This window comes from Pseudomonas sp. D4-21, from assembly GCF_051132125.1.
Taxonomy (GTDB): Bacteria; Pseudomonadota; Gammaproteobacteria; order Pseudomonadales; family Pseudomonadaceae; genus Aquipseudomonas.
The window spans coordinates 991,006-1,005,026 of sequence record NZ_CP071664.1 but is presented as its reverse complement, the minus strand read 5'-3'; the positions used below and the strand labels follow the sequence as shown (position 1 = coordinate 1,005,026).

Genomic DNA, 14,021 nt, shown 5'->3' with positions numbered 1-14,021 from the left:
CCTCATTTGGCGTCTTTGTTCACGGTATTGAGCAGGAATTTACCGATCAGGTCCTCGAGCACCAGGGACGACTGTGTATCGTGGATGGTCCCACCGTCCTTGAGCAAGGCATCTTCCCCACCCACGCTGATACCGATGTATTTCTCGCCCAACAGCCCAGCCGTGAGAATCGATGCAGTGGAGTCAGTCGGCAGGTTATCCACCCGCTTTTCCAGTTGCAGCGTTACCCGACCGGTGAAACTGTCGCGGTCCAGATCGATTGCCGTGACCTTGCCGATGGTGACACCGGCCATGGTTACCTTGGCTCTGACCGTCAAACCGGCGATATTGTCAAAATAAGCATAAAGTTTATAAGTATCGGTGCTCGCGGTCGGCGCCAGTCCACTGACTCGCAGGGCCAGCAGCAGCAAAGCCAGGATGCCAGCCAGCAAGAAAAGGCCGACACCGATTTCCAGGGTGCGGTTTTGCATCAGAAATCTCCAAACATCAAGGCGGTCAGAATAAAGTCAAGGCCCAGGACGGCCAACGAGGCATAGACCACGGTCTTGGTTGTGGCACGGCTGATCCCCTCTGACGTGGGCTCACAGTCATAACCTTGGAACACGGCGATCCAGGTGACCACGAAAGCGAATACGGCACTCTTGATCACACCGTTGAGCACATCGTCGAGAAAGTCGACGCTGTTCTGCATGTTGGACCAGTAGGAACCTTCATAGACCCCCAGCCAATCGACGGCCACCCAGGAGCCTCCCCAGATCCCCACGACACTGAAGATCATCGCCAGCACCGGCAGCGAGATGAAGCCGGCCCACAGGCGCGGGGCAATGATGTACTTGAGCGGATCGACACCAATCATTTCCAGGCTGGACAACTGCTCGGTGGACTTCATGTTGCCGATTTCAGCGGTCAACGCCGACCCGGCACGCCCAGCGAACAGCAGCGCCGTCACCACGGGCCCGAGCTCGCGCAACAAGGTCAGCGCGACCATTTGCCCGACCGCTTGCTCCGATCCATAGCTGGACAGGATGCTGAAGCCCTGGAGCGCCAGTACCATGCCAATGAAGATGCCCGAGACGACGATGATCACCAGGGACATCACCCCCACCGAATGCAATTGCTTGACCAGCAGGCCAAAACCGCCTCCGGTCGAATTGCGTCCGAGCAGTGCGTGCATCAGGAACAGCGTGGAACGCCCCAGCACGGCCAGCACGTCGATGCCGGAACGGCCGAACAGGCGAATTCTTTCTATTAATGATTTCTTGCGCATCAGCGCTTCCCCAGCAGATCGGTACGGTAATCCGTGGCCGGAAAATGAAACGCCACCGGACCGTCCGGGTCACCTTTCATGAATTGGCGAATGCGTGGGTTGTCCGAATCCTTCAATTCCTTGGGCGTACCCTGCCCCAGCACCTGGCCATCGCCAACGACATAGATGTAGTCGGCGATGCTCGCGGTTTCGGCCAGGTCGTGGGACACCACGATGCTGGTGATGCCCAGGGCGTCATTGAGCAGGCGGATCAACCGCACGAGCACGCCCATGGCAATGGGGTCCTGGCCAACAAAGGGCTCGTCGTACATGAGGATTTTTGGATCGAGGGCGATGGCCCGCGCCAACGCCACGCGACGCTTCATGCCACCGGACAGTTCATCCGGCATCAAATCCAGGGCCCCGCGCAGCCCGACGGCCTGCAGCTTGAGCAAAACGATGTCGCGGATCATTTCGTCCGGCAGTTCGGTATGGACCCGCAGGGGAAACGCCACGTTCTCGAACACATCGAGGTCGGTAAACAGCGCGCCGCTCTGGAACAGCACCCCCATATGCTTGCGCGCATCGAACAAATCGCTGCGCGACAACTTTGGAAGGTTCTGGCCATTGACCCAGACTTCGCCGGCGCTAGGGTGCAGTTGTGCCCCCATCAGCCGCAGCAGCGTGGTCTTTCCGCACCCGGAAGGCCCCATGATGCCGGTCACCTTGCCGCGCGGGATGCGAATATCGATGTCATTGAAAATGCTGCGCGTCCCTCGCTTGAAGGACAGTCCCTTCAGCTCGACCGCGTAGGCGTTGTCGGCACTCATCTAAACTCCTTGCGATGCAGCCTCATATCCGAATGCCCAGGCCAGCCGACAAATGCCGGTACCGCCGGGCACACGAACCGGCGGCGAACTATATCACTGCAAGCGTCAGGCGCCCAAGGCCAACCCCCCGCCCGTTAAGCCTGGCTTAAGGTAAAACACCACATTTTATGTCCAGCCTTGCAACCGTTCGAACAAAGCGTGACGAACTAACGTGAGGGAATCGTTCATTACCGCTATAATCGCCGCCTTTTCATCGGGCTATACGATCTGACATGAGCCAATCCAGCGACCTGATTCAATCGGCACAACGTACCATCCGCCTCGAGCTCGAAGCCGTACAAGGCTTACTGGCCCACATCGACGCTGATTTCGTACGTGCCTGCGAGATGATTCTGGCCAGCAAGGGCCGCGTGGTCGTGGTCGGCATGGGTAAGTCCGGCCACATCGGCAACAAGATCGCCGCCACGCTGGCGAGCACGGGCACGACGGCATTTTTTGTCCACCCGGCCGAAGCCAGCCACGGCGACATGGGCATGATTACCCGGGACGATGTCATCCTGGCCCTGTCCAACTCCGGCTCGACCAATGAAATCCTCACGTTGCTGCCGCTGATCAAGCGCCTGGGCATCCAGATGATCAGCATCACCGGCAACCCGGACTCCCCGTTGGCCAAGGCCGCCGAGGTGAACCTCAATGTCCATGTCGAGCACGAAGCCTGCCCGCTGAACCTGGCCCCGACCTCCTCCACCACCGCGGCACTGGTCATGGGCGATGCCCTGGCCGTGGCCCTGCTGGAAGCCCGGGGCTTCACGGCGGAGGATTTCGCCTTTTCCCATCCCGGTGGCGCGCTGGGCCGTCGCCTGTTGCTGAAAGTCGAAAACGTGATGCACGCCGGAGAAGAGCTGCCGCAGGTGCAACGCGGCACGCTGCTCAAAGATGCGCTGATGGAAATGACCCGCAAGGGCCTGGGCATGACCGTGATCCTCGAAGCCGACGGCAAGCTCGCCGGGATTTTCACAGACGGCGACCTGCGCCGCACCCTCGACCGCGCGATCGACATTCGCAACGCAACCATCGACGAAGTCATGACGCTGCACGGCAAGACCGCCCGCGCCGACATGCTTGCCGCCGAAGCCCTTAAAATCATGGAAGACCACAGGATAAACGCACTGGTGGTAGTGGATGACGAAGACCGCCCGATCGGCGCCTTCAACCTGTCCGACCTGCTGCGTGCTGGAGTAATGTAATGACGACCGACCTGCTGCAACGGGGCAAGACCATCAAGCTCGCCGTATTCGACGTCGACGGTGTACTCACCGACGGCCGCCTTTATTTCCTCGAAGACGGCAGCGAATTCAAGACCTTCAACACACTCGACGGCCAAGGCATCAAGATGCTGATGGCCTCGGGCGTGCAAACGGCCATTATCAGCGGCCGCAAGACCCCGGTGGTCGAACGGCGGGCGAAGAACCTGGGCATCCCCCACCTTTACCAGGGCCGCGAAGACAAACTGGTGGTTCTGGACGAGCTCCTTGGCCAACTCAATCTAAGCTATGAACAGGTCGCCTACCTGGGCGACGATCTGCCGGACCTGCCGGTCATCCGTCGGGTCGGCCTGGGCATGGCAGTGGCCAACGCAGCGGCGTTCGTGCGCGAGCACGCCCATGGCGTCACCACGGCAAGGGGCGGCGAAGGTGCAGCCCGTGAATTCTGTGAACTGATCCTGCGTGCCCAGGGCCACCTCGAAGCGGCCAACGCCGCATACTTGTGAGCCATTTATGCTAAGCAAGAAGATTCGCACCATTCTGGTGTTCAGCTGCATCGCCGCGATTTTCGCTGCGGTGGGCTATTGGAACATCAGCCCGGAACGCTTCCTTGACCAACCCGCGGCCAAGGTCGAGGAAAATGACATCGACTGGTATGCGACCAATACGCATACCCTGCAATACCTGCCGGACGGAAAGGTGCAGTACGAAATGACGGCCGACAAGGTCGATCATGTAAAGGCCAGCGACGTCACGCTGGTGACCAAACCGGACCTGAACATGTTCCGGGGTACCGAATTTCCATGGCACGTGCAGAGCGAACGGGCCGAGGTCAATCCCGGCGGCACCGAAGTCGAACTGATCGACTCGGTGCGCATCGCACGGACCGATGAAAAGAACCGTACGACCATCATCACCAGCAGTCGCATGACGGTCTTCCCGCAGCGAGAATATGCGCAGACCGAGCAACCCGTTAGAATCGACGGCGCTGGCGGCGTGTCGACCGGCGTGGGAATGAAGGCGTATTTGAAGGAAAGCAGGATACACCTGCTATCGAAAGTAAGAGGACAGTATGAAGCTCGCTAAAACCCTCCCTATTTTGCTCAGTCTGGGCGCTGCACTGGGAAGCGCGAGCGCCTGGGCCCTTCCCAACGACCGCGACCAGCCTATCCGCATCCAGGCCGACGACGCGCAACTGGACGACAAGAACGGTGTCGCCACCTATAAGGGTGACGTGATCATTACCCAGGGCTCGATGAAGGTGACCGGCAATACCGTCACCATCACCCGCACCCAGTCCGGCGATATCGACGTAGTGACATCCGTGGGCAACCTGGCGTACTTCGAACAGTTGCAGACCGCAGGCGACACCAAGCCTGTGCAGGGTTACGGGGTCACCATCCAGTATCACGCCGCCCAGGACCGCGTTGTATTGATCGACCGCGCCAAGGTCGTCGACAAGGACAACAACGTGACCCAAGGCGAGAAGATCGTCTACGACACGGTCAAGAAGCTGGCCAGCGCCGGCCGTGCCACTGGCAGCAAGGTGACCGAACAGCGTCCGCGGATCGACATGGTGATCCAGCCGAAAAAGAAAACCGACGAGCAGAAGGCGCAGTAATGGCAACTCTGAAAGCCCAGCACCTGGCCAAGAGCTACAAGAGCCGCCAGGTTGTGCGCGATGTCAGCCTGTCCATCGACAGCGGCCAGATCGTTGGCTTGCTCGGCCCCAACGGCGCGGGCAAGACAACCTGTTTCTACATGATCGTCGGGCTGGTTCAGGCCGACCAGGGCCGCGTACTGATCGACGACCTGGATGTCAGCCACCAGCCGATGCACGGCCGGGCGAAGGCCGGTATCGGTTATCTGCCGCAAGAAGCGTCGATCTTCCGCAAACTGTCGGTGGCCGACAACATCATGGCCATCCTCGAGACCCGCAAGGAGCTCGACAAGGCCGGCCGCCGTCAGGAATTGGAGAGCCTGCTGCAGGAATTCCATATCAGCCACATTCGCGACAACCTGGGCATGAGCCTGTCCGGCGGCGAACGTCGTCGCGTGGAAATTGCCCGCGCCCTGGCTACCGCGCCGAAATTCATTCTGCTCGACGAACCCTTCGCCGGCGTAGACCCGATTTCGGTGGGCGACATCAAGCAGATCATCCATCATCTCAAGGCCAAGGGGATCGGCGTGCTGATCACCGACCACAACGTGCGCGAGACACTGGACATCTGCGAGACCGCCTATATCGTCAACGACGGCCAGTTGATCGCCGAGGGCGACTCGGCCACCATCCTGGCCAACGAGCTGGTCAAGGAAGTGTATCTGGGCCACGAGTTCCGCCTTTAAGCCACGAAGCCTCAGGCGAAGGCCTGGGTGGCGCCGAATGTCCGATGACGACCCGTGGGGCACTCTCAATTAATTGAAGACGCCCCCTAGGCAAACACTTCAGTTTCAGGCATATAATTTGCTTAAGTTTGGCGCTCCGGCGCCCTGTAGTGGATGGCGCATGTGCGCCGGCAAATAAGGTGTTAAGCCCCTGCCATGAAACCATCGCTAGTCTTGAGAATGGGCCAGCAGCTGACGATGACACCGCAGCTGCAACAGGCCATCCGCCTGCTCCAATTGTCGACCCTGGACCTGCAACAGGAAATCCAAGAGGCCCTGGAATCCAATCCGATGCTCGAACGCCAGGAAGAGGGCGACGACTTCGACAACACCGATCCACTGGCCGACAATGTCGAGCAGAAAACCACCCCGGAAATCCAGGAACCAACCTACCAACAGGAAGCCGCCCCCACGGTGGACAACCTTGAGGATGGCGAATGGAACGAGCGCATTCCCAACGACCTGCCCGTGGACACGGCTTGGGAAGACGTCTATCAGACCAGCGCCAGCAGCCTGCCGAGCGGCGATGACGACGAATGGGATTTCACTACCCGCACGTCCGCCGGCGAGAGCTTGCAGAGTCATCTGCTCTGGCAATTGAACCTGGCGCCGATGTCCGATACCGATCGCCTGATCGCCGTGACCCTGATCGATTGCATCAACAACCAGGGTTACCTGGACGAGACGCTGGAAGAAATCCTCGAAGCCTTCGACCCCGAGCTCGACATCGAGCTGGACGAGATCGAAGCCGTCTTGCATCGCATCCAGCAGTTCGAACCCGCCGGCATCGGTGCTCGCAACCTGGGCGAATGCCTGTTGCTGCAGCTGCGCCAATTGCCCGCCAAAACCCCGTGGCTGGCCGAAGCCAAGCGCCTGGTGACCGATTACATCGACCTTTTGGGCGGACGCGACTACAGCCAACTGATGCGTCGCATGAAGCTCAAGGAAGATGAACTGCGCCAGGTCATCGAGCTGGTGCAAAGCCTCAACCCGCGTCCTGGCTCACAGATCGAATCCACCGAGCCCGAATACGTCGTCCCCGACGTAATCGTGCGCAAGCACAACGATCGCTGGCTGGTGGAGCTCAACCAGGAGTCGATGCCCAAGCTGCGCGTCAACGCCCAGTACGCAGGTTTCGTCAAACGCGCCGATACCAGCGCCGACAACACCTTCATGCGCAACCAGTTGCAGGAAGCGCGCTGGTTCATCAAGAGCCTGCAGAGCCGCAACGAAACCCTGATGAAAGTCGCCACCCAGATCGTCGAGCATCAGCGCGGCTTCCTGGAATATGGCGACGAAGCGATGAAGCCGTTGGTCCTGCATGACATTGCCGAGGCGGTGGGCATGCACGAATCGACGATTTCACGGGTGACCACCCAGAAATTCATGCATACCCCTCGGGGCATCTATGAATTGAAATACTTTTTCTCCAGCCACGTCAGCACCTCCGAAGGCGGCGAATGCTCGTCCACGGCCATCCGCGCGATCATCAAAAAACTGGTCGCGGCGGAAAATCAGAAAAAGCCGTTGAGTGACAGCAAGATCGCTGGTTTACTGGAGGCACAAGGCATTCAGGTGGCCCGCCGTACCGTCGCCAAATACCGCGAATCCCTGGGGATCGCACCTTCGAGCGAACGCAAGCGGTTGATGTAACAGGCCACGCCACAGCGTTCCAGTGGCAGGCACCCAGCCTGCCGCTTTATGCACTGGCAACGAAGGAGAAGCTGTATGCAAGTCAACATCAGTGGACACCAACTGGAAGTGACCGAACCCCTGCGCACCTACATCGGCGAAAAACTCGACCGATTGGAGAGGCATTTCGACAAGATCACCAACGTGCAAGTCATTCTGAACGTCGAAAAGCTGAAGCAGAAGATCGAAGCCACACTGCATATTCCCGGCGGAGAAGTGGTTGCCAATGCGGAGCATGATGACATGTATGCCGCGATTGACCTGCTGACCGACAAGCTGGATCGCCAACTCAAAAAGCATAAGGAAAAGACCCAGAGCCTCCTCCAGGGCGCAACCGGTCGTTAACCCCCCCAATCCATGATCCGACTAGAAACCATCCTGACCCCCGGCCGTTCCCAGGTGAACGCGCCGGGTGGCAGTAAGAAGAAAGCCCTCGAACAAATTGCCAACCTGATCCACCGCGAAGTGCCGGATCTGGAAATGCAGGACGTCTTCGAGGCCCTTATCGCCCGTGAAAAACTAGGCTCCACCGGTTTTGGCAACGGCATCGCCATTCCACATTGCCGCCTCAAAGGCTGTACGTCGCCCATCAGCGCGCTACTGCACCTTGAAGCACCCATAGATTTCGACGCCATCGACGGCGCCCCGGTCGACCTGCTGTTCGTATTGCTGGTTCCGGAAGCGGCGACCGATGCGCACCTTGAGCTGCTGCGCCAGATCGCCAGCATGCTGGACCGCAAGGAAGTGCGCGAAAGACTGCGCAGCGCAACGAGTAACGACGCTTTGTATCAGGTTGTCCTGGACGAGCAGAACGGTCATTAAACATGCGCATGATCATCGTCAGTGGCCGCTCCGGCTCCGGTAAAAGTACCGCCCTCAATGTGCTCGAGGACAGCGGCTACTACTGCATCGACAACTTGCCGGCAGGCCTGCTTCCGGAGTTGGCCGAGCGCGCCCTGATCCACACCGAACTGGCGCAACCGCTGGTCGCCGTGTCGGTCGATGCCCGTAACCTGCCCAGCCACTTGTCGCGCTTCCCCGAACTGCTCGAGGAAGTGCGCAGCCGCCATATCCAATGCGATGTGCTCTACCTGGATGCCGACGAAGAAACCTTGCTCAAGCGTTTCTCCGAAACTCGCCGGCGCCATCCACTGAGCAATGCGAGCCGCTCCCTGGCCGAAGCGATCCATGACGAAAGCCAACTGCTCGGGCCCATCGCGGACCTGGCGGACCTCAAGCTCAACACCACGAACCTGAACCTGTATCAACTGCGCGACACCCTCAAGTTGCGCCTGCTGAACCAGCCAGAACCGGGTACGGCCTTTCTCGTCGAATCGTTCGGTTTCAAACGCGGAATGCCGGTAGATGCCGACCTGGTGTTCGATGTCCGCTGTTTACCCAACCCTTATTGGAAACCGGAACTGCGCGAGCAGTCCGGGCTGGACCAACCGGTAATCGACTACTTGGCCGCCCAGCCGGATGTCGAAGAGATGTACCAGGACATTTCCAGCTACCTGCTCAAATGGCTGCCCCGCTTTGCCGCTAGCAACCGCGCCTACGTCACGATCGCCATTGGCTGTACGGGTGGCCATCACCGCTCCGTCTACCTGACCGAACGCCTGGGTCAGCTCCTGCAACAATCCCTGAAGAACGTCCAGGTTCGCCACCGCGACCTCAGCTAAAGGATTCACACCGCGATGCCTGCTCGTGAAATTGAAATCATCAACAAGCTGGGTTTGCATGCCCGAGCGTCGGCGAAATTCGTAGGTGTGGCGGGTCAGTTTCCTGAGACCACGATCCGGGTCGGGCGCACGCCTGAGAGTACCGTCGATGGTAAAAGCATCATGGCGATGATGATGCTCGCCGCTGGCAAGGGCACCAAGATCCACTTGAGCACCGAGGGCGAACAGGCCCAGGAGGCGATGGATGCCTTGGTGGCGCTGATCAACAACTATTTCGACGAGGGGGAATAACTCCTCCGGACCCAAGGCCATTTCGTCGCGAGGGAGCTTGCTCCCGCTCGGCCGGGCTGGCGCTCCAGTGCGCAGCGGCCGCAAGATGTTGGGGCCGCTTCGCGGCTCAGCGGAACAAGCTCCCTCGCCACAAAAACGGACTTGCCATGAGCTCTAATCGACACAAAAAAGGCGCGTCATCCACATGAATGACGCGCCTTTTTTTGTGGCCTTGAGTATCAGCTACCCGCCACGGTCATCCGCTCGATCAACACCGAGCCCGTGCGGATGTTGCTGCGCAGCTCCAAATCATTCCCCACCGCCACGATCTGCTTGAACATGTCACGCATGTTTCCGGCGATGGTGACTTCCTGAACCGGGAACTGGATCTCGCCATTCTCGACCCAGAAACCCGCCGCGCCACGGGAATAATCCCCGGTCACCATGTTCAGCCCATGGCCCATCAACTCCGTTACCAACAGCCCCCGGCCCATGCGCCGAAGCAATGCCGCCTGGTCTTCTTCGCCATGGGTAACGAAAAGGTTATGCACACCGCCAGCGTTGGCGGTGCTCGGCATGCCGAGTTTGCGGCCCGAATAGGTACCAAGGATGTAGGACACCAGCTCGCCGTTTTCCACGAACGGCTTGGCGTAAGTGGCCAGGCCATCGCCGTCGAATGCCGAGCTGCCCATGGCCTGCATCAGGTGCGGACGCTCGTCAATGGTCATCCACTCCGGGAACAGCTTCTGCCCCAGCGCGCCTTCCAGGAACGACGACTTGCGGTACAAGTTGCCGCCAGACACCGCCGACAGGAAGCTGCCAAACAGACCACCGGCCAGCTCGGCAGAAAACAACACCGGCACCTCACAGGTCGGCACCGGCCGCGCGCCCAAGCGGCTGGCTGCCCGTTGTGCGGCTTTCTGGCCGATGCTCACCGGGTCCGCCAGCAACGTGCCCTGGCGACTGACGTCATACCAGTAGTCGCGCTGCATCTGCCCGTCCGCCTCGGCGATCATCACACAACTGAGGCTGTGACGGGTCGAAGCGTAACCGCCGATAAAGCCATGGCTGTTGCCATAAACCCGGCAACCCTGGTGCGTATTGAGCGTCGTACCGTCGGCATTCTTGATCCGGCGGTCGGCATCGAATGCCGCCGCCTCACAGCGCAGCGCCTGTTCGATGGCTTGCTCGGGCGTGATGTCCCAGGCGTGGAACAGATCGAAATCCTTCAGTTCCTTGCACATAAGGGCGGCATCGGCCAACCCCGAGGCGTCATCCTCGGACGTGTGCTTGGCGATCGCCAGCGCCGCGGCCACCGTTTCACGAATGGCGTCGGGCCCGCTGGCCGAAGTGCTGGCCGATCCCTTGCGCTGGCCTACGTACAAGGTAATGCCGAAACCCTGATCCCGATTGAACTCAACGGTTTCCACTTCGCGCTGGCGCACCGAAGTCGACAATCCCTGCTCCAGCGATACCGCCACCTCACAGGCGCTGGCACCTTGTCGCTTGGCCTCGGCGAGAATCTGCTCGACTTGCTCCTGCAGTGCCGGCAATGCCTGCGGACCGACGCTCTGAACTGCACTCATGGTGTTCTCCACTCAAATTCTGCTTTCGGTATCGGGTTTGCACGCAAACTGCCTGCGCTGTTTTTCGTACAAACCCTTGGCCTTCTAGCGACCGGGCCGGACAAGCGGCCCCCGACTGGTTATCATGGCGGCGTTTCTTTGCGGACTGCCACCATGGTTGATTCTTACGACGACTCCCTCTACGAGGGTGAAAAAAGCAAATCCCAGGTCAAACGCGAGCTGCATGCTCTGGTTGACCTCGGCGAGCGCCTGACAACACTCAAGCCTGACTTGCTGGCCAAACTGCCGTTGACCGACGCCTTGCGCCGGGCCCTGGCCGATGCGCCCAAGCACACCGCGAATATCGCGCGTAAACGGCACCTGCAGTTCATCGGCAAACTGATGCGCGACCAGGACACTGACGCGATCCTGGTTTTGCTAGACCAGCTCGATGCCTCCACCCGGCAGTACAACGAGCGCTTCCACAACCTGGAACGCTGGCGTGATCGCTTGATCGCTGGCGATGACGGCACCTTGGAAAAATTCGTCATCGACTACCCGGAGGCCGATCGCCAGCAATTGCGCTCCCTGATCCGTCAGGCCCAGCACGAACTGGCGCACAACAAGCCGCCGGCCTCGAGCCGTAAAATCTTCAAATACATCCGTGAGCTGGACGAGACTCAACGCGGCCTGCGCTGAGTCTCGTCCTTGGGTGGAGGCCTTGCACTCCACCCAAGGCTCCGTCATGCGCCCGTGCCACCCACGGTGATCGCATCGATCTTCAAGGTCGGCTGGCCGACACCCACCGGCACCGACTGGCCGTCTTTGCCACACGTGCCCACGCCACTGTCCAGCGACAGGTCATTACCGACCATCGACACTTTGCTCATCGCCTCCGGCCCGTTGCCGATCAGGGTCGCGCCCTTGACCGGCGCGGTGATCTTGCCGTCTTCAATGAGGTAGGCCTCGCTGGTGGAAAACACGAACTTGCCGCTGGTGATGTCCACCTGGCCGCCGCCGAGGTTGGCGCAATAGATGCCTTTTTTCACCGAGGCGATGATTTCCGCCGGATCGCTCTGGCCGCCCAGCATGTAGGTATTGGTCATGCGCGGCATCGGAAGGTGCGCGTAGGATTCGCGACGACCGTTGCCGGTGCGAGCGACGCCCATCAGGCGAGCATTGAGCTTGTCCTGCATGTAGCCCTTGAGCACGCCGTTTTCGATCAAGGTGGTGCACTCGGTCGGGGTGCCTTCGTCATCAACGCTCAGGGAGCCCCGACGCCCGGCCAATGTACCGTCGTCGACGATCGTGCAGAGTTTCGAGGCGACCATTTCACCCATGCGACCACTGTAGGCAGAGCTGCCCTTGCGGTTGAAATCGCCTTCCAGGCCGTGGCCGACCGCTTCATGCAGCAGCACGCCGGACCAGCCGGAGCCCAGCACCACCGGCAACGTGCCGGCCGGGGCCGGAATCGCTTCCAGATTGACCAGCGCCTGGCGCAGGGCTTCGCGGGCGTAGCCCATGGCGCGGTCTTCGCTGAGGAAATAACGATAGTCGGTGCGCCCGCCGCCGCCATGACCGCCGCGCTCACGCCGGCCGTTCTGCTCGACGATCACGCTGACATTGAACCGCACCAGGGGCCGGACGTCCGCCGCCAGGCCACCATCGGTGGACGCCACCAGGATTCGCTCCCAGACGCCCGCCATGCTCACCGACACCTGCTGGATCCGTGGATCGAGGGCGCGAGTGGCAACGTCGATGCGTTTGAGCAGCTCGACTTTCTCGGCGCGACTCATGACCTCCAATGGATTATCCGGCGCATACAGCTGCGCCACGTCCTGGCTGCTGAACGCCTGGACCGTGCCGTTTTGCCCGGCGCGCGAGATCGAACGAGCGGCACGGGCCGCGGCGCCGAGGGCTTCGAGGGTGATGGCGTTGCTGTAGGCAAAACCGGTCTTTTCACCGGACTGGGCCCGTACGCCGACGCCCTGGTCAAGGTTGAAACTGCCTTCCTTGACGATGCCGTCTTCCAACGACCAGGACTCGGAAATCTGCCCCTGGAAATACAGGTCGGCGGCATCGATGCCCGGGCCGGCCAGGTCACCCAGCACGCCTTGCAGGCTTTCGAGGGTCACGCCACCGGGGGCTAAAAGGTGTTCACTGACTGAGGACAACAACCCGCTCATATGTTTTACGCCTTGAATTCGTCGTCTTGGGCAGGTCGCTGTCGGGCGCCCTGCGAGAAAAAGCGCCGATGGCTCGCCACCGGCATGCGCGCCCGGATGGACGCCTGTTCGCTGCTGTCGCGCTCGGCCAGCAGCACCGCCTCGCCTTGATCCTGTTGCGCCAGCACCCGCCCCCATGGGTCGATAATTGCAGCGTGGCCGAAGGTTTCCCTTGGCCCCGGATGCGTCCCGCCTTGGGCTGCCGCCAGCAGGTAGCACTGGGTCTCGATGGCTCGGGCGCGAATCAATACGTCCCAATGGGCGGCGCCGGTTACTGCTGTAAAGGCCGAAGGCGCGGTGATCAACTCAGCCCCGGCCGCTCGCAACTCGCTGTAGAGCTCCGGGAAACGCAAGTCGTAACAGACCGTCAGGCCCACCCGGCCCACGGGAGTATCGGCGACCACCACGTTGCGACCATAAGCATAGTCATCGGATTCGCGGTAGCGCCCACGATTGTCCGCCACGTCCACGTCAAACAGGTGCAGCTTGTCGTAACGCGCCACGATCTGGCCCTGGTCGTCCACTAGCAACGAACAGGCATGAGCCCTGGCTTCGGGCTCGTCCTCCGGCGGTAATGGCAGCGTGCCGGCGACAATCCATAACCTGAGGTCGCGAGCGACCTGTTTCAACCAAGGCAGGATCGGTCCCTGACCAAAGGCTTCGGCGCGACCGATGTCGGCAACGTCCCGCCGCCCCATGGCGGCGAAGTTTTCCGGCAGCACCGCCAGCCTCGCACCGCCAGCCGCTGCCTGTTCCAACAGCACACGGGCGCGGGCCAGGTTGGCGAGGACATCGCTTTGGCTGACCATTTGAATCACGGCGACTGGCATGCTGCCTCCCTCATTTTGTGCATCATCCTCT

The 14,021-nt window shown here is 60.6% G+C and carries 17 protein-coding genes; 11 read left to right on the top strand and 6 right to left on the bottom strand.

What is annotated here, in order from left to right:
• Positions 1–2: 2 nt before the first annotated feature.
• From mlaD to J3Q04_RS04360, 3 genes are read right to left on the bottom strand one after another with little or no spacing between them, the layout of a single operon-like run.
• Positions 3–470 (bottom strand): outer membrane lipid asymmetry maintenance protein MlaD, encoded by a 468-nt coding sequence (gene mlaD / locus J3Q04_RS04370; protein WP_420765512.1) that lies wholly within the window; start codon positions 468–470, stop codon positions 3–5.
• On the bottom strand, positions 470–1,267 hold the full coding sequence (gene mlaE / locus J3Q04_RS04365; RefSeq protein ID WP_420765513.1) for a lipid asymmetry maintenance ABC transporter permease subunit MlaE: 798 nt from the start codon (positions 1,265–1,267) through the stop codon (positions 470–472). The genes mlaD and mlaE overlap by 1 nt, the downstream gene beginning before the upstream one ends.
• The gene (locus tag J3Q04_RS04360) at positions 1,267–2,076 is read right to left on the bottom strand and encodes an ATP-binding cassette domain-containing protein (protein ID WP_434607757.1); all 810 of its coding nucleotides are present in this window, start codon (positions 2,074–2,076) and stop codon (positions 1,267–1,269) included. Before J3Q04_RS04360 ends, mlaE begins: the two co-directional genes overlap by 1 nt.
• Before the next feature lie 272 nt (positions 2,077–2,348).
• Here J3Q04_RS04360 and J3Q04_RS04355 point away from each other — a divergent pair, with 272 nt between their 5' ends.
• The 10 genes from J3Q04_RS04355 to J3Q04_RS04310 all read left to right on the top strand — a co-directional run bounded on the left by J3Q04_RS04355 (position 2,349) and on the right by J3Q04_RS04310 (position 9,391).
• Entirely contained in the window at positions 2,349–3,323 is a 975-nt protein-coding gene (locus J3Q04_RS04355; protein WP_420765515.1) for a KpsF/GutQ family sugar-phosphate isomerase, read from the top strand.
• The gene (locus tag J3Q04_RS04350) at positions 3,323–3,847 is read left to right on the top strand and encodes a KdsC family phosphatase (RefSeq protein ID WP_039592232.1); all 525 of its coding nucleotides are present in this window, start codon (positions 3,323–3,325) and stop codon (positions 3,845–3,847) included. The genes J3Q04_RS04355 and J3Q04_RS04350 overlap by 1 nt, the downstream gene beginning before the upstream one ends.
• 7 nt (positions 3,848–3,854) lie before the next feature.
• Positions 3,855–4,427, top strand: a complete 573-nt coding sequence (gene lptC / locus J3Q04_RS04345; protein WP_420765516.1) for an LPS export ABC transporter periplasmic protein LptC — start codon at positions 3,855–3,857, stop codon at positions 4,425–4,427.
• Entirely contained in the window at positions 4,414–4,962 is a 549-nt protein-coding gene (gene lptA / locus J3Q04_RS04340) for a lipopolysaccharide transport periplasmic protein LptA (RefSeq protein ID WP_420765517.1), read from the top strand. Before lptC ends, lptA begins: the two co-directional genes overlap by 14 nt.
• Complete coding sequence (lptB, locus tag J3Q04_RS04335; RefSeq protein WP_047228667.1) at positions 4,962–5,687, top strand: LPS export ABC transporter ATP-binding protein; 726 nt, start codon at positions 4,962–4,964, stop codon at positions 5,685–5,687. Before lptA ends, lptB begins: the two co-directional genes overlap by 1 nt.
• 195 nt (positions 5,688–5,882) lie before the next feature.
• Positions 5,883–7,379: an RNA polymerase factor sigma-54 gene (locus tag J3Q04_RS04330; RefSeq protein ID WP_434560635.1), complete on the top strand. Its 1,497-nt coding sequence runs from the start codon at positions 5,883–5,885 to the stop codon at positions 7,377–7,379.
• 75 nt (positions 7,380–7,454) lie between these two features.
• Complete coding sequence (gene hpf, locus J3Q04_RS04325) at positions 7,455–7,763, top strand: ribosome hibernation-promoting factor, HPF/YfiA family (protein ID WP_090281780.1); 309 nt, start codon at positions 7,455–7,457, stop codon at positions 7,761–7,763.
• A 12-nt stretch (positions 7,764–7,775) separates the two neighbouring features.
• Positions 7,776–8,240: a PTS IIA-like nitrogen regulatory protein PtsN gene (ptsN, locus tag J3Q04_RS04320; RefSeq protein WP_420765519.1), complete on the top strand. Its 465-nt coding sequence runs from the start codon at positions 7,776–7,778 to the stop codon at positions 8,238–8,240.
• Positions 8,241–8,242: 2 nt separating this feature from the next.
• Positions 8,243–9,100 carry an RNase adapter RapZ gene (gene rapZ / locus J3Q04_RS04315; RefSeq protein ID WP_420765520.1) on the top strand — a complete coding sequence of 286 codons (858 nt, stop codon included), beginning with the start codon at positions 8,243–8,245 and terminating at the stop codon, positions 9,098–9,100.
• A gap of 15 nt (positions 9,101–9,115) precedes the next feature.
• Entirely contained in the window at positions 9,116–9,391 is a 276-nt protein-coding gene (locus tag J3Q04_RS04310) for an HPr family phosphocarrier protein (protein WP_420765521.1), read from the top strand.
• Positions 9,392–9,609: 218 nt separating this feature from the next.
• Here J3Q04_RS04310 and pmbA read toward each other — a convergent pair whose 3' ends face one another.
• Complete coding sequence (gene pmbA / locus J3Q04_RS04305; protein WP_420765522.1) at positions 9,610–10,956, bottom strand: metalloprotease PmbA; 1,347 nt, start codon at positions 10,954–10,956, stop codon at positions 9,610–9,612.
• Between the two features lie 153 nt (positions 10,957–11,109).
• Between pmbA and yjgA the strand changes: the two genes are divergently transcribed.
• Positions 11,110–11,634, top strand: a complete 525-nt coding sequence (gene yjgA / locus J3Q04_RS04300) for a ribosome biogenesis factor YjgA (RefSeq protein ID WP_420765523.1) — start codon at positions 11,110–11,112, stop codon at positions 11,632–11,634.
• A gap of 44 nt (positions 11,635–11,678) precedes the next feature.
• On the opposite strand, the gene tldD is transcribed toward yjgA, so the two are convergent.
• Together tldD and J3Q04_RS04290 are read right to left on the bottom strand one after the other, a co-directional pair.
• On the bottom strand, positions 11,679–13,121 hold the full coding sequence (tldD, locus tag J3Q04_RS04295; RefSeq protein WP_186710681.1) for a metalloprotease TldD: 1,443 nt from the start codon (positions 13,119–13,121) through the stop codon (positions 11,679–11,681).
• A gap of 5 nt (positions 13,122–13,126) precedes the next feature.
• On the bottom strand, positions 13,127–13,990 hold the full coding sequence (locus J3Q04_RS04290) for a carbon-nitrogen hydrolase family protein (protein WP_434560641.1): 864 nt from the start codon (positions 13,988–13,990) through the stop codon (positions 13,127–13,129).
• Between the last annotated feature and the right edge of the window lie 31 nt (positions 13,991–14,021).

Bases quoted from the DNA above. Each gene is read 5' to 3' on its own strand.
- mlaD (WP_420765512.1), bottom strand. From the start codon at position 470: ATGCAAAACCGCACCCTGGAAATCGGTGTCGGCCTTTTCTTGCTGGCT.
- mlaE (WP_420765513.1), bottom strand. From the start codon at position 1,267: ATGCGCAAGAAATCATTAATAGAAAGAATTCGCCTGTTCGGCCGTTCC.
- J3Q04_RS04360 (WP_434607757.1), bottom strand. From the start codon at position 2,076: ATGAGTGCCGACAACGCCTACGCGGTCGAGCTGAAGGGACTGTCCTTC.
- J3Q04_RS04355 (WP_420765515.1), top strand. From the start codon at position 2,349: ATGAGCCAATCCAGCGACCTGATTCAATCGGCACAACGTACCATCCGC.
- J3Q04_RS04350 (WP_039592232.1), top strand. From the start codon at position 3,323: ATGACGACCGACCTGCTGCAACGGGGCAAGACCATCAAGCTCGCCGTA.
- lptC (WP_420765516.1), top strand. From the start codon at position 3,855: ATGCTAAGCAAGAAGATTCGCACCATTCTGGTGTTCAGCTGCATCGCC.
- lptA (WP_420765517.1), top strand. From the start codon at position 4,414: ATGAAGCTCGCTAAAACCCTCCCTATTTTGCTCAGTCTGGGCGCTGCA.
- lptB (WP_047228667.1), top strand. From the start codon at position 4,962: ATGGCAACTCTGAAAGCCCAGCACCTGGCCAAGAGCTACAAGAGCCGC.
- J3Q04_RS04330 (WP_434560635.1), top strand. From the start codon at position 5,883: ATGAAACCATCGCTAGTCTTGAGAATGGGCCAGCAGCTGACGATGACA.
- hpf (WP_090281780.1), top strand. From the start codon at position 7,455: ATGCAAGTCAACATCAGTGGACACCAACTGGAAGTGACCGAACCCCTG.
- ptsN (WP_420765519.1), top strand. From the start codon at position 7,776: ATGATCCGACTAGAAACCATCCTGACCCCCGGCCGTTCCCAGGTGAAC.
- rapZ (WP_420765520.1), top strand. From the start codon at position 8,243: ATGCGCATGATCATCGTCAGTGGCCGCTCCGGCTCCGGTAAAAGTACC.
- J3Q04_RS04310 (WP_420765521.1), top strand. From the start codon at position 9,116: ATGCCTGCTCGTGAAATTGAAATCATCAACAAGCTGGGTTTGCATGCC.
- pmbA (WP_420765522.1), bottom strand. From the start codon at position 10,956: ATGAGTGCAGTTCAGAGCGTCGGTCCGCAGGCATTGCCGGCACTGCAG.
- yjgA (WP_420765523.1), top strand. From the start codon at position 11,110: ATGGTTGATTCTTACGACGACTCCCTCTACGAGGGTGAAAAAAGCAAA.
- tldD (WP_186710681.1), bottom strand. From the start codon at position 13,121: ATGAGCGGGTTGTTGTCCTCAGTCAGTGAACACCTTTTAGCCCCCGGT.
- J3Q04_RS04290 (WP_434560641.1), bottom strand. From the start codon at position 13,990: ATGCCAGTCGCCGTGATTCAAATGGTCAGCCAAAGCGATGTCCTCGCC.